The organism is Methylobacter tundripaludum SV96, from assembly GCF_000190755.2.
Taxonomy (GTDB): Bacteria; Pseudomonadota; Gammaproteobacteria; order Methylococcales; family Methylomonadaceae; genus Methylobacter_A; species Methylobacter_A tundripaludum.
Genome location: NZ_JH109153.1, coordinates 176,241 through 188,884 on the forward strand (window position 1 = coordinate 176,241; position 12,644 = coordinate 188,884).

At 50.2% G+C, this 12,644-nt stretch carries 13 protein-coding genes; all 13 read right to left on the reverse strand.

Features of this window, described 5'->3' with window-relative positions; genetic code table 11:
• Nucleotides 1–229: 229 nt before the first annotated feature.
• The 13 genes from METTU_RS21835 to METTU_RS13870 all read right to left on the reverse strand — a co-directional run bounded on the left by METTU_RS21835 (nt 230) and on the right by METTU_RS13870 (nt 12,642).
• Nucleotides 230–4,711, reverse strand: a complete 4,482-nt coding sequence (locus tag METTU_RS21835; RefSeq protein ID WP_050897787.1) for a LamG-like jellyroll fold domain-containing protein — start codon at nt 4,709–4,711, stop codon at nt 230–232.
• An 821-nt stretch (nt 4,712–5,532) separates the two neighbouring features.
• Nucleotides 5,533–5,838 carry a hypothetical protein gene (locus METTU_RS13820; protein WP_006892343.1) on the reverse strand — a complete coding sequence of 102 codons (306 nt, stop codon included), beginning with the start codon at nt 5,836–5,838 and terminating at the stop codon, nt 5,533–5,535.
• Complete coding sequence (locus METTU_RS13825) at nt 5,835–6,155, reverse strand: nucleotidyltransferase domain-containing protein (RefSeq protein WP_006892344.1); 321 nt, start codon at nt 6,153–6,155, stop codon at nt 5,835–5,837. Before METTU_RS13825 ends, METTU_RS13820 begins: the two co-directional genes overlap by 4 nt.
• A 125-nt stretch (nt 6,156–6,280) precedes the next feature.
• Complete coding sequence (locus tag METTU_RS13830; RefSeq protein WP_050897789.1) at nt 6,281–6,700, reverse strand: hypothetical protein; 420 nt, start codon at nt 6,698–6,700, stop codon at nt 6,281–6,283.
• Between the two features lies 1 nt (nt 6,701).
• Entirely contained in the window at nt 6,702–7,535 is an 834-nt protein-coding gene (locus tag METTU_RS13835) for a prepilin-type N-terminal cleavage/methylation domain-containing protein (RefSeq protein WP_006892348.1), read from the reverse strand.
• Nucleotides 7,535–7,720 (reverse strand): hypothetical protein, encoded by a 186-nt coding sequence (locus tag METTU_RS24055; protein WP_217182907.1) that lies wholly within the window; start codon nt 7,718–7,720, stop codon nt 7,535–7,537. Before METTU_RS24055 ends, METTU_RS13835 begins: the two co-directional genes overlap by 1 nt.
• A gap of 130 nt (nt 7,721–7,850) precedes the next feature.
• The gene (locus METTU_RS24060) at nt 7,851–8,138 is read right to left on the reverse strand and encodes a type IV pilus modification PilV family protein (RefSeq protein WP_050897791.1); all 288 of its coding nucleotides are present in this window, start codon (nt 8,136–8,138) and stop codon (nt 7,851–7,853) included.
• Complete coding sequence (locus METTU_RS24980; RefSeq protein ID WP_006892351.1) at nt 8,119–8,553, reverse strand: prepilin-type N-terminal cleavage/methylation domain-containing protein; 435 nt, start codon at nt 8,551–8,553, stop codon at nt 8,119–8,121. Before METTU_RS24980 ends, METTU_RS24060 begins: the two co-directional genes overlap by 20 nt.
• Nucleotides 8,546–10,345: an O-antigen ligase family protein gene (locus METTU_RS13850; protein ID WP_006892352.1), complete on the reverse strand. Its 1,800-nt coding sequence runs from the start codon at nt 10,343–10,345 to the stop codon at nt 8,546–8,548. Before METTU_RS13850 ends, METTU_RS24980 begins: the two co-directional genes overlap by 8 nt.
• A gap of 5 nt (nt 10,346–10,350) precedes the next feature.
• Nucleotides 10,351–10,707, reverse strand: coding sequence for a type II secretion system protein (locus tag METTU_RS24840; RefSeq protein WP_006892353.1), 357 nt, complete (start codon nt 10,705–10,707; stop codon nt 10,351–10,353).
• Between the two features lie 91 nt (nt 10,708–10,798).
• A complete protein-coding gene (locus tag METTU_RS13860) occupies nt 10,799–11,416 on the reverse strand; it encodes a hypothetical protein (protein WP_006892354.1) in 618 nt (205 codons plus the stop codon).
• A 63-nt stretch (nt 11,417–11,479) separates the two neighbouring features.
• Nucleotides 11,480–12,022, reverse strand: coding sequence for a prepilin-type N-terminal cleavage/methylation domain-containing protein (locus METTU_RS24845; RefSeq protein WP_006892355.1), 543 nt, complete (start codon nt 12,020–12,022; stop codon nt 11,480–11,482).
• 161 nt (nt 12,023–12,183) lie between these two features.
• Nucleotides 12,184–12,642: a hypothetical protein gene (locus METTU_RS13870; protein WP_006892356.1), complete on the reverse strand. Its 459-nt coding sequence runs from the start codon at nt 12,640–12,642 to the stop codon at nt 12,184–12,186.
• Between the last annotated feature and the right edge of the window lie 2 nt (nt 12,643–12,644).

Here is a 12,644-nt window from a genome sequence, read left to right on the forward strand (position 1 = left end):
ACCTTATGAAAAATGTCAGATACGCGGACCAAGTAGACTGGATACGAAGCCCAGTAAAAGCCGCGTGTTCTTTGTGCCGGAATTACCGGCCCACGCCTTTTGTTTAATTATTATTCTCCGTTTCGGCCAGTTTAATTGAGCTTTTAGTCAACGGCAAATTTGAATTTCCAAGCTGAATGGATCGTAACAAACCAATAGCAATGGCGATGTTTTAAGCTCGTACCTCGCATTAATAAAGCTCACGGATGTAAATAAATTTACTGTTGCCTTTGTAGATGCCGAAGGTGGCGCGGGCGGTGGGATTGTCATCGAACAAATTGCCGTCACCGCCCTGATCCACACCATCCCAGTTGAACCGCATCCAGACAGGTACCGTCGCCGTAATATCCAGTGCGCCGGCATTACCAATGCCGGGAGCTCTAAAATTTAAATTAAAATTCCCACCATCAGTAGATAGCGGTGGTTCATGAAACTGATTAGCACTTGTGCCAGCCACAGAGTAACCCAGACCACTATTACCACTACCAACACCGGTATCCCAAACAAATAATTCTGCTGGCACTAGCCCATCATCTGCAATCGGATCTGTTGCTGTCAGGGAAATACCAGTTGTGCATTGGTCAACGGCATTCTTTACCCAGCCATTACCATTCCAATATTCAGCCGTTAACGGCATAGCCAAATCCAGTAACTCAGAACCATAAGCATTTTGCAGGCTGAGACGGCCGAAACGCACTATAGTGGTTAACGAATCAACGCTTGAAACCCCTGGAGAGACAGCCGTACCGTTGAGTTTTGTGATCTGAACACTGTCCGTGGCATCGGTAATTGTCGTCCGTATCTTTACACTATCATAGGCACCATCTATGACCGGGGTTGTTGCGTTCCGGGCATCGAAGCGGTAGGTATCGTCTGCCGTGTAAACGCCTAGTGTCCAACTGCGTGCAGGTACTGCCGGTTGCGAGAGCCGGGATAGCAAATCGGTCGTACTAGCGCCATTAAGAAGTTTTATACCGAGAGTGGAAACTGGAACATAAGCACTTGATGAACTCACATACCGTGTTGCAGTGGTGTCAGTCTTGCTCTGTGCTGTGACATCCAGAACAATGCCCAACGCGTCGTTATCCATATAAGTAAAGCCGCCTGCACAACCGGGAGTGAAGCTTGCATTTACTGCAAAATGATGGGGATAGAAACGTCCAAGCGGCCCCAGTGCCGAACTGCCGATAGTGCAACCATACTTGCCGTTGCTGTTGCCGGTGTTCGAGGTTGATCCAGTGACGCAATCATTACTTTGATCAACCCCGGTATAGGCTGCATCGGTCACAGCGTCGGCATTGAATGTGATCGTGCCAACGTCGAGATATTGGAAGTTATTGCTAACGCTGCTACCAGCCGCCTGCGGAAAACCTGAAGCTGCTGTAGAACCCGAATTGCTCCAGGTTAACTCCGCAGTGCTAACGGCATTCGAAACATGATCGACGACGCTCGCGGTATTAACTACCGGTGTTCCGGTATAACCAACTGTCACGCCAGGATGAACCGTCAAGTTGAAGTCCTCCCCTGCCGCAAGCTTGTTGGTTGATGGATTCAGCGCAGTCGTTGTGGAAAGTGTGAACTGTTGTGGACGCACCGAGAAATCATCGGAAGAACAGCCGTAAACGGTGGATACTACATTGGCATCACTCACCCGGCAGCGCAATGTCTTGTAAGCATTTGCCACACTGAAATTGGCCGTAGTTTTACGCCCCAAATTGGCACTGCCAATACTCAGCGTCTGGGTTGCAACCGGATTTGCATAAGCGGAACAAGAGGCGGCCGGTGTATTGTCATCGAACAGTTCCACGGTAACATTCTTGGCGGTACCCCCGGAAACCACATAATTGCTTTCGACTGCACCCGAGGAGTTCAATGCAACCACATCAAAACTGAACGGGGTTCCTGCCAGCTTGGTATAAAGCCTCGCAGTTCCACTGCTGTAGGGTGTAATCGTGGTTTCGAGGCAATTGAAATTAGAGCCTCCCGGACAAGCCGAAACGACCATACTGCAGCTGGCAATATTGGCCGCCGTATTCAAACAGGTTACTGTCGCATTCGCAGGAGTAGGAGAAATTGATGTTAAGCTGAGCGTGTTAGTACCAGTAGTGGATGGGGTCGCCGACAAAAGCGCCGACCCACTCGTCCCTATGCTGACGGCAGTACCATATGGCTGCAAGCTCGCAGTGATTCCGCCGGTCGTAATCGCCGAACTGCATGTAACGTCGGCGCACGCCTTTACCGTGATGCTCTCGGCAGCACAATTCGAGCCTTCGCCATCGTGTTCGATCTGCAAGTGATCAAAAGCAAAGCAGCTGTGCGTCGCATTCTTGATGGTCGTAATCTGAGCTGCCGTCAGTACACCATTATAAAGGGACACTTCATCGATTACACCGTTCGCCGAATAGTTGGTCGAATTACCGTTTCTGGTATCGCCAATCAGCAGGCTTTGCCAACCCGAATTAGAGGTGATATTGGTGTTTATAGACTCTTGCTCTAGTACGCCGTTAATATAGGATCGCATGAATTGATTACCACTGCCCCCGGTTAAACTCCAAGTCACCGCAATATGCACCCAGGTTCCGGCCGCTGTTGCATATTGATTCGAATCGATACTTCGAGAGCTGCCGCCGGAGTTATCAAGTTGAAATCTGATCCGACCAGTCTTCATCAGTCGAATGAAGAATTGAGTCGAGTTAGTATTACTCGCATCGGCCAAAGTACGATCATCGGAAGTCGCTCCGGAGTTCCAAGCCGTATTGCTCTTATACCAAAAGGCAATAGTGCCCTGATTACCCAGGCTATTAACATCAATTCCGGTATCCACTGCCTTTTGCGTTGTTGCGCTTGAGTTCTGAGGAATAGTGGCGCCGCGGCAGGTATCGCCTTTACCCCCCCCAGCTGGAGTAGCTTCCGTTGTAATGCTATTAAGTGCAGTACCGTTGCGATTGTTGCCGCTGCTGTCCTTGACCTCTCCAGACGTTCCGTTCCAGCTCGCCTCGTCCATTTTGTAGTAGGCATAGGCGCCCGGCGACAGCGCATAACTGTCGCTGGCAGTGTTGTTAGCAAGATTACTGTCATACTGTCCCCCGGCTACCGTAGCACTGTTGGTAATGGTGCCGGACGCATTGACGGCCACCGCCACAGTCAGCGTAATCGTCGGTGCCGATGCGCCTCCGGCAAGACTGCTGTTATAGGTACAAACCACCACTGCCGTGCAAGTCCAATTGGTGCCGGTAGCCGAAACAAAGGTCAACCCAGTAGGCAAGGTATCGGTGACAGTAACCGCCCCGGCAGACTCGCTTAACGGACCGGCATTACTCACGGTCAGAGTATAAGTAGCGTTGCTCCCCTGCAATAACCCCCCACCCCGAACAATAGCCAAGGACAAATCGGTGGTCTGCACGGCCTGAGAATTGGTAGCTGTGTTGTTGCTCGCCACATTATCGAGCTGAGTTCCCGCGACGAGTGCAGTGTTGATCAGCGTTCCGGTCGCATTGGCAGCGACAGTGGCGGTCAGCGTAATCATACCGGCCGACGCGCCACTAGCCAGACTACCGCTACGTGTGCAGGTGGTATAAGGGGCATTGCACACCCAACCGATACCGGACGCACCGGTATATGTAAGTCCGGCTGGCGGCGTATTAGTCACCGTGATCGGCCCGGTCTCGGCAATGGGTCCGTTGTTAATGACGTTGAGGGTGTAGGTCACCGTCTGTCCGCGTACCATGCTGCCACTGAAAGCCATCGTGGTCGCAAGATCGGCAGCCTGCACGGCCTGAGAATTGGCAGCCGTGTTGTTGCTCGCCTGATTGTCGAACAGAATTCCCGCTACGGTTGCAGTATTGGTGAGCGTTCCGGTCGCATTGGCAGCGACAGTGGCGGTCAGCGTAATCGCGCCAGCCGACGCGCCACTAGCCAGACTGCCGGTACGGGTACAGGTGGTGTAGGGGGAGCTGCAAACCCAGCCAGTGCCGGACGCACCGGTATAAGTAAGTCCGGTAGGCGGCGTATTGGTCACCGTGATCGGCCCGGTCTCGGCATTAGGTCCGTTGTTGACGACATTGATGGTATAGGTCACCGTTTGTCCACGCGCCATGGCGCCATTGAAGGCCATCGTGACCGCGCGATCTGCCACCGGGGTATTCGGTACGGCGATGATTTCAGCCGACAACAGCACCAAATCTTGTCCGGAGCTATATACAGTACTGGCCGTAGTCTGCCCGGCCTGAATGATGGGAGAAGACAGCGTATAGGCATCGAAATCGACCCCATAAGAATTACTATCGCTGTTGATATTACTCACCGAATTGAACTGATTGCCGATGGGATTGCTCGCATCAGTGAGTGCTGTACTATTGAACGTGAGATCCTCGCCGCCGCCCGAAAGTGTGGGGTCACCTTCCCAAGTGATGTGCCCGTGCTTGCCGGTGGACGAACCGATAGGCGTGGGAATTTCGAAATTGCCGACATTCAGCGTAATGCTGCTGTACTGGTAATACTGAAACCCTTCATAAAGGTTAAGCACGCGAAACGTCTCGGATGAGTCGGAATAGATTACCAGTAGTGCCCAACCGCCAACTACTGCTTCTGTACTGCAATAGGCTTGGGTATTGTCGGTGTTATCAACAGTCAATCCGGAAAAAGTATAGGTGCCGTTTCTTTTCGTTGTCACCGCACTAGTGACATCTACCACCCCGTTGAAGTAATCGTAGCCTGTCGAAGCCGAGGTATATTGCCTGCTGGCGGTAACAGAGGTTCCTTCAAAAGTTACCGTATAATCAGGTGTACCACCCGACCCCGCCCAATAAAGATAAGCCTTCTGGACAGTCGCTGAAGCAGGAATACCGGCGAGTGTCGCACTTGTAGATGTACCAGTTGAGACAACCGAACAGGCGTTAGACGTATTAGACCGAGTTCGTATTGTTTTCTGTGTGCCGACATAACTTACGTTGCCCGCGTAGCTTTCCAGCAGCGTGATGGGCGTGTCGGCAATGGCAATATACGGAACTAGGAGCGACGCGAAACCAACAGTCGTCAGCAAAACTGTAAGGTGGATTCGCCGACAGGCAATCCACCTCATCTGCGACAGGCTGTCATCGGTGCTGTGCATGTGCGGCGGTTTGTTGTCGCGAAACCGCCCTACAGCGCTAAGCGGGACGGGGTTTAAACTCCATACCAAACATTTACCAATACTCATGACACACATTGCAAACAGAGGTCGTTGGCGCAAACAAAACAAACTGAAACAGATCCTATTTTTCCAAACCATTATGTTATGCATTTTTACTCTCTTGGCTATTCTGTATTTGTCAGTTGCACTTTGTTGTTTCGAGTTGCGCTGGTCGACAGCTATTCATTACTCGATTTTTCTTAGCAAAAACGCCGCACTTTATGATAAGTTTCTTAAATTCGTGGAATAATCGCAACGGTTTCCTTGATAGCCGCAACCAAACCAATGCCGCTTTTTCTTCAGGATAAGTATGCGTCAAATCGTTACGTATTTTTCGGCAGGTATGCCATTCGCCCGGAATCCATTAATCCGGATTTTTCCTGCTTGTTAAGTTTGTCGATAAAAGTCATCTCCGACGTCTCGGCATCTATCGTCTCGACAATTAGTGGAATCGATCGCCGCCCAATGCCCTCCTGTATCTTCATGAAACGAAAAACTATCTGATCAATATATTCAACAACATCCTTATCATCCCAATGTTCCCAACCGACGGGTAGATAAAGCTTGAGCTTTTCCAGCGCGTGGCAAATAGGGATGTTTTTTTCCTGCTCGGAAACAGCCGACTTCACTTTTTCGAAAAATTCATTCCCAGCCTGATTTCTTTAGCGCTTAAAGCATCATAAATAGGCAATCGCGGGAGTGCATCTATTTTATTCATAACAATATCTATTTTTTGACCACCGAATCGTTTTACCAGCTCGCCCCCAAAACGCAACTTCTTGGCGTAGGCATAGTCTTCCGGGGGAATTTCGATACACAGATCAATGTCCACACCCTTTAAGACATCATCCGAACGCGATCCAAATAACCATACGGCAACTCGCTTGCCAAATACAGTGCTTGCAGTTTCTTTGATGACTTGTGCTGCAGAAGGTGCAATTCTCATGGGTTCTTATTATGCGGAGACTTATCGCCTTGCGGTTGCCGACGATTTTAATTCATCATCGGTCATTGTTCTAATTTGTTAAACCGCTGCCCTACCCGGCAACTCCACGACACAATTGATTAAAATCATTGCGTTACGGTTGCGGTTAATTGGCGTTCAACAAAAAATCTCCCGACACTGGCATTTATCGCGGTGGCGGTAATTTGGTACATATTGATTACAGTTGAGCCTTCAGTTGCTGGCGTCCGGGCGCATGTCACTGTCACGGTGTAGTTGACAGTACTTAAAGGCGTCGTTGGTACTGCCAACGGAAGGACAAATTGAGAGGAAGCCGGCGATGGTACACAATAGTTAACCCCCCTAACAGCTTGATAAACTCCCCACTCAATCCCCGATCGCGCCGCCTGATAAGCCATTGCACCCTCTTCATCCAGTGCGCTGCTTTGGTGCTGCATGATAGACACCCGGCCGATAAACACGGCGATACCACCCAATACCACGATCAGGAAAATAGCCATGATGAGGCTGAATCCGCGCTGTTTCATGTTACGGCACATTCTGGACATGAACCTGATGCAGCAACGTTACGCTGTCGCTGTTGTTGGACAGGGTGAGGCGCATCACCACAAGATCGGCGCGTTGGGTGACCCCGGCATTATAGACAAAACTGCTGGTGGCGCAGTTAACGCCAGTTGCTAACCGGGCAATGCTGGTTGCGGCACTGAGCGGAACAATAGTGATATCGGTTGGCTGTGCGGCCTGTTTGGCATAACCGGAATAACGCCATAAGGTGTTTCCGATACAGGCAAATGTTACCGGTCCTGAAATGATCTGGAAACGATTGCCGGGCGACTCAAATAGAAACTGCATACCACCGCTAAAGCATATTCTAGTTGTAGACAGAGTACAGGTGGCACCGACAGTTGAAGTCAGCGCCACCACATTAGCCCCGGCATAAGCAGAGGCGGGGGTAGTGTTGTAGACCACGAGTTCTTGTCCCGCTACAGGAGCGGATGGCAGCGCGCCGATCACATCGAAGCTGGTATCAGCAGCCACAAAATCCAGAATATCGCCTGCGCAGGCCGCACTGCAATCCTGTTCCTTGCGATAGCGCCCGCCGGTAGTAGTCGGCAAAAACTCGATAAAACTGTCGCTAACCCGTACGCTGTTAGGCAAAGCAGTACGAAGTTCACGCGCCATACGGCGCAAAGCGGTATCCGCCGCATCGGAAAGTTCGGCGCGGTCGAGTGCCTCGAAATAGCCGTTCAAGGGAGCGGCGAAGCTGGACGCCAAGACGGCAAGTATTCCGGTGATGACTATCACCATGACGGCTTCAATCAGGGTAAATCCGGATTGGCTGCGGTTGCAGGATAGCATCATCAGGGCTCCCGTGGCGTATAGCGGGTGCGGTAACCTTCGAGCACCACGGTCGTGTTGAGCGGACCGGTGACAGTAACGGTGATCGACAGCGAGTTGGCAGCAGTAATACCGTTTATTGCCTTATTAACAACGGCCACGGCGGCGGTATAGCCGTTGAAGCCAAGATTGTTACCGGCAATATTCATGATAGCCCCTGACGCCATGCTGAATCCGTTATAGTCGCTGACATTATCAAAAAAAGGGGCTGCGTAGCGCGTTTCGCCAGCCTCAGGACCAAGCTGACCGAGCACCAAGCGACTTTCGTCATTCGCACCGTCAGCCCCCCCCTGTGCAACCTGCCGCCGTGGTTGCTGTCGTGACATTGGGGTCGTCGGGATCACAAATGGTAAACGGCATCAGCTCGATTTCTTCCAGCAACGCTTCAGCAATCGCCAGTGCCTGCTTTTTGACCACCGGATCGGCGGAATGCCGTACGTTGAAATTGATCGAAGAAATAATCCCCGTCATCGCCACGCCAACGATGACCATGAATATAATCAACTCTATCAGCGTTACGCCTCTTTGCCGGGCAGCCTCAGGAAAATTAGCAGGCTGTTTCTTCATGGACATATCCTGTCTCGGGTTCGAGGCATATTACCTTGATTACATCCCCGCCGGACACGGTAATGGTTGTCACGGTAGCCACGTTAGGCCGGCCAAGACCATTGAATGTCACAGTGCCAAGGCCGCTTACGGAGACGCCATTCGGCAAAGGGTCGCATTGTTCACCGGCTACTCGCAGTCCATTTACAGAAGAGCCGTTACAAGGATTAACCGGAAAAGTTATTGTGTGCGTCGTCCGATGAGCAATAGCCAGTTTCTGCGCCAGTCTAATTGAAGATTTGACGATCTCTGCATAGTCGCTGGCCGCATGGCCGGCAAAGTTAAGTCGGGGCGCGGCGTAGGCTGTCAGTATACCCATGATAACTATTATCACGATCAATTCTATCAGCGAAAATCCGTTGCACCGCCTACTCATGCGACACCGATTCAAACAATCGTTGTGCCGCTTTGAATTGTGGCCGTTTAAGCGCAAGCACCTTGGCTTGCTCAATGGCTTTAGCGTGCTCGCCTACAAAGTCCAGGCAACGCACGTATTCCATTTGAACAACATCCGGATGCGGTTGCAGACTTTTGGCTTGATTAATCAAAGTCATGATGTCCTGATGTGAAGCCGGTTGTTTAAGCATGGTTCCGTATTGGCGATGCAGGGCTGTTTTCTCCAGCAAATTATTGACTTCAAAAGGGTTAACTTCAAGTCCTTTGCTAAAAATAACATTGCTTTTTTCCAACAGATCGGGCCTATTCTGGGCAACGCCTTGATCCCGCCAAATGACGCCCTCTTTCCAGTAGTAGCCGGCAGTTCGCGGCTGCAAAGTCCGTGCAACGCCACTCCAAAGCAAGGCTTGCTGTGCGTCTCCAGCCAGTAATCGGTACGAACTGTAATTGGCTGCAACCAAGGCAAAAGCGGGTAAGCCCAACCATGCCAGCAAACCCATCACCAGCGCGTTGCCGATAAATCCGGAACGCAAACCTAAAAAATATTGCATCGACATTTTCGGCAACTGCCAATGAGTTGCGCCCATGTCGATGAGTTGTTGATTGATAATACCCAGATAAGCGCCAAAAACAGCCATCAACACCGGAATATAAAAAGGGTAGTCCACCAACGCATGAGCCAACATGGAAGTAATGGCTGCCGCAGACAGGATAAGCGGCAAGCGCTGCCCGGCCATTGCCTGCTGACGGAATTTGAACAATTGTCCGTACACCGCAACAATCAGTAACAAAAACAAACCCAAGCCTAATAGGCCGGTTTCCAGTGCAAACTCCAGATAGTCATTGTGAACGAAAATTATGCGCCTATCGAGAAAGGGCGGTACTTTATGGGCTTCAAAATAATAACCGAAGTTATAATAACCGATCCCCAACCACAAATGTTCGGCTAGTCCCTTCCAGGCAACCTGATATATTTCCCAACGATCTGAGGTATCGCCATACATGAGTGTGGCAAAAACAGCATCCGTGCTCCAACTGGCCAGCCCTAACCAGGCATAAAGTTTAAAAAAACCCAAAACAGAGAGAAATCCAACAGCTACTCTGCGGTAGCGTCGCCAATGCGCCACTACTTCGGCTTTTCCAACTAAAGTTACCAAAAACAAAACACCGGACAGCAAACCTACATAACCACCACGACTTTGCGTTGTGAGCAGTCCTGCAAACAGCAACAGCGTCAGCCCGTACACACCGCGCCCGCCACGGCCCAACAGATAATAGCTAAGAACCGGCATCAAACCGAGATTAAGCGCCGTCGCCAGAATATTAGGGGTTGCAAACAGCGCCTGCGCGCGCGCACTTTTTCTACCCAAAAATCCCCAGCCGGTCAGCCATTGCACCAGCGCCCAAACAGCAATCAGCCCAATAACCGCACAAAATATCTTAAAGCCTGTTTGCGTCAACCAGACAGAGCGGCACGAAGCGGCAATAAAAGCAATCAACAGTGTAGCGGGAAAATAGATACCGCCGGCGTAGTAGGCGGGATTGAGGTACAACGCATTAATGAGCAGCAGCAGACAAAACCCGACTAATGCGGCGTTAATCCATGTCAGCGAAAGCCGTTCTTGTTGCTGCCTGGCCAATACCACCAATAAGCATAGCCCTAACCACCAGAAAAAAAAATCGATGTAGCGAGATGCCTGCAATAAGCAAAGCAATGCGCTAATGACAAAAAAGGGCGCGAACGCCCTTTTTAAAATTGAAACGAATTTCAAAAAAATTAGCCACTACAAAGAGCGGTGTCAACACTAAACGGAGTTCCAGTGGGAGCGTTAGAACCAGCATATGTAGCTGTGAGACTCGGGCATGTGCCTGAAAAGGTTACATCAGGCGACGTCAATGCGGTAGTGGTGTCTATAGCTGCCTTTGTAGAAGAGCTTCGGTTTTTTGCATAGCTAATTGCAGCCGCTGATTGAAATGCGGCAATCCCTCCGGCTACCACTGCCTGCTTAGCGTCTACATCAAGTCCTTGCAATTTCGGTAATGCAGTCGCTGCCAGAATACCCAAAATCACGATAACAACAACCAGTTCGATTAAGGTAAAACCGGATTGAGCCTGTCTAAATTGTGTGTTCATAATTATCTCTTTATTATTAATAACCTAAGGCCGCAGCCCATACTTTTTAGGACCTCAGCCCTTGTGTTAGCATAGCGTAATAAATGAAAATTTACAAATTCCCCCACTCCCCTTCCCCACAAAATAAATAATACCTGAGCACGACAAGGACATATAGACTGGCGGTCAGGATCAATGCACCAAAAAACCGGTGATAGCGGAAGAAGAACTGTTCGATAAAATGATGTTTGCTGTTGATCCAGAACGACACATGTTCAGTGCAAATCCAGCGATTGGCCGATGTCTCAATATCGCGTAGCAGGCTGGGTTTGGTCAGCACGATGCCGCCAATCAGCGCCGCCAGTACACTACCGATCAGTAGCATTGTGACCAGGGCGTCCGACAACCACCAGTAGTTCTTCGGTATCAAGGTTGAAATAAATCTGAGGTTGTAGCGAAACAGAAAAGTGTGCAACACAAACACAGCCCCGATCAGTACAGCCGCTCCCATCAACCGATGATGCCGGTAGATAAAAGGCTCTACCCGTCGCCGACAATCAAACTGCACGGCGATTTTTTCAGTGCAAATCCAGCGGGAAATCTGTTGATTCAAGCGCATCAACTGTTCAGGCTTGAGCAGCATTGCCGCCCCCACCAAAATACCCACAATACTGCCGCTCCAAAAAAACATCAGCGCAGACTGCAGCAGAATTTGATTCAATATGTTCATGGTATTAAGTATAAATTCGGTTTACCCCCCAACCCTATCGACAATTGCCGATAGGGAGTGAAGCTAACAGCCTGTCGTAGTAATAATGCTGATAATGGGCGCGGCATTGGCGACGGGTTCGGTATAGGTAAATGAGCAAGCGCTGGAGGAACTGCCGCCACGCACTTGAAAAGTTGCTACCGACCCTGACGAGATATAGTCATACCCCTCTGCCTGCAATTCGGTCTGGTTTGGATTAAATACGGTGGTCAGTCCTGCGGCGGTCAATATACCCGTTGTGCCGATTGAGGTAGCCGCGGGATAGCCGTTAACCAGGTTAATAATACCCGCCTCGCTACACAGGGTACCTGCACCGGAGGATTTATTATCAGCCGTGCCGCCGCCGCCAGGGCACACGGCCGTATCAGCCCTGCCATTGCGCGCAAACAAGGTGGCATGAACCATCGCCGAGCTTGCTGCAACACTGCCGCGCGCCGCATTAAGTTTGGCAATACGGGCATCAAGCTGCAAATTGGTCAAACGCGGTAATGCCACTGCCGCCAAGATGGCCAGAATGACGATGACGACGATCAACTCAATCAGGGTGAAGCCTTTTGATTTATTCATTTTTTAATTGCGTTCGCACAGTTTGGTGTCATTAAAGATTTTAATATTTGCTGAACGGGGTCACAGTTTTAATTCTAGCACTAGTTTACGCATTCGCTAAGCGGTGATATTAAGATTCTTTATATTAGCTCAATATTGGGTTACGTTCGCGCCACTTCAACTTACTCAAGCACCAAATCTATGCCGCCCATCGCTCCCAATGACGCCCTGTTAAGTTTAGTGGTGCCGGTCAATCGATAGCGAGCCTGGTGACCATCGCTAAAAACGTAAACCAGACGCCTGGCTTTAGTATCAAAATACCAGACGGATTCAGCCTCCGGCGGCGCTTCTGCATACTCGCCGCTATAGTTTTTCGGCCTTTCATTCACTAGTCTCAACGGATTGGCATCATCTATCTCGCTACCGGCAATCGATTGCCCGGTCGCATTACGGTGAGCCCACAGCTCCCGTAACTCCCAACGTATGTTAGCCACGTCGGTTTCCATCATTGACACTTCAACTTGGTCTTGTGCATGGTTAATGTTCGACAGCACCGTGAATACCAGTATGGCGATAATGGCGTTGGAGATTGCAAAGTTGAATAAGTTTGCGACTGCAAAATGAAAAACATTTAGCTTCATGG

Excerpts from the sequence above, each read along its gene's own strand:
- METTU_RS13825 (WP_006892344.1), bottom strand. The coding sequence starts at position 6,155 with ATGAGAATTGCACCTTCTGCAGCACAAGTCATCAAAGAAACTGCAAGC.
- METTU_RS13830 (WP_050897789.1), bottom strand. The coding sequence starts at position 6,700 with ATGAAACAGCGCGGATTCAGCCTCATCATGGCTATTTTCCTGATCGTG.
- METTU_RS13835 (WP_006892348.1), bottom strand. The coding sequence starts at position 7,535 with ATGATGCTATCCTGCAACCGCAGCCAATCCGGATTTACCCTGATTGAA.
- METTU_RS24055 (WP_217182907.1), bottom strand. The coding sequence starts at position 7,720 with ATGAATATTGCCGGTAACAATCTTGGCTTCAACGGCTATACCGCCGCC.
- METTU_RS24060 (WP_050897791.1), bottom strand. The coding sequence starts at position 8,138 with ATGAAGAAACAGCCTGCTAATTTTCCTGAGGCTGCCCGGCAAAGAGGC.
- METTU_RS24980 (WP_006892351.1), bottom strand. The coding sequence starts at position 8,553 with ATGAGTAGGCGGTGCAACGGATTTTCGCTGATAGAATTGATCGTGATA.
- METTU_RS24840 (WP_006892353.1), bottom strand. The coding sequence starts at position 10,707 with ATGAACACACAATTTAGACAGGCTCAATCCGGTTTTACCTTAATCGAA.
- METTU_RS13860 (WP_006892354.1), bottom strand. The coding sequence starts at position 11,416 with ATGAACATATTGAATCAAATTCTGCTGCAGTCTGCGCTGATGTTTTTT.
- METTU_RS24845 (WP_006892355.1), bottom strand. The coding sequence starts at position 12,022 with ATGAATAAATCAAAAGGCTTCACCCTGATTGAGTTGATCGTCGTCATC.
- METTU_RS13870 (WP_006892356.1), bottom strand. The coding sequence starts at position 12,642 with ATGAAGCTAAATGTTTTTCATTTTGCAGTCGCAAACTTATTCAACTTT.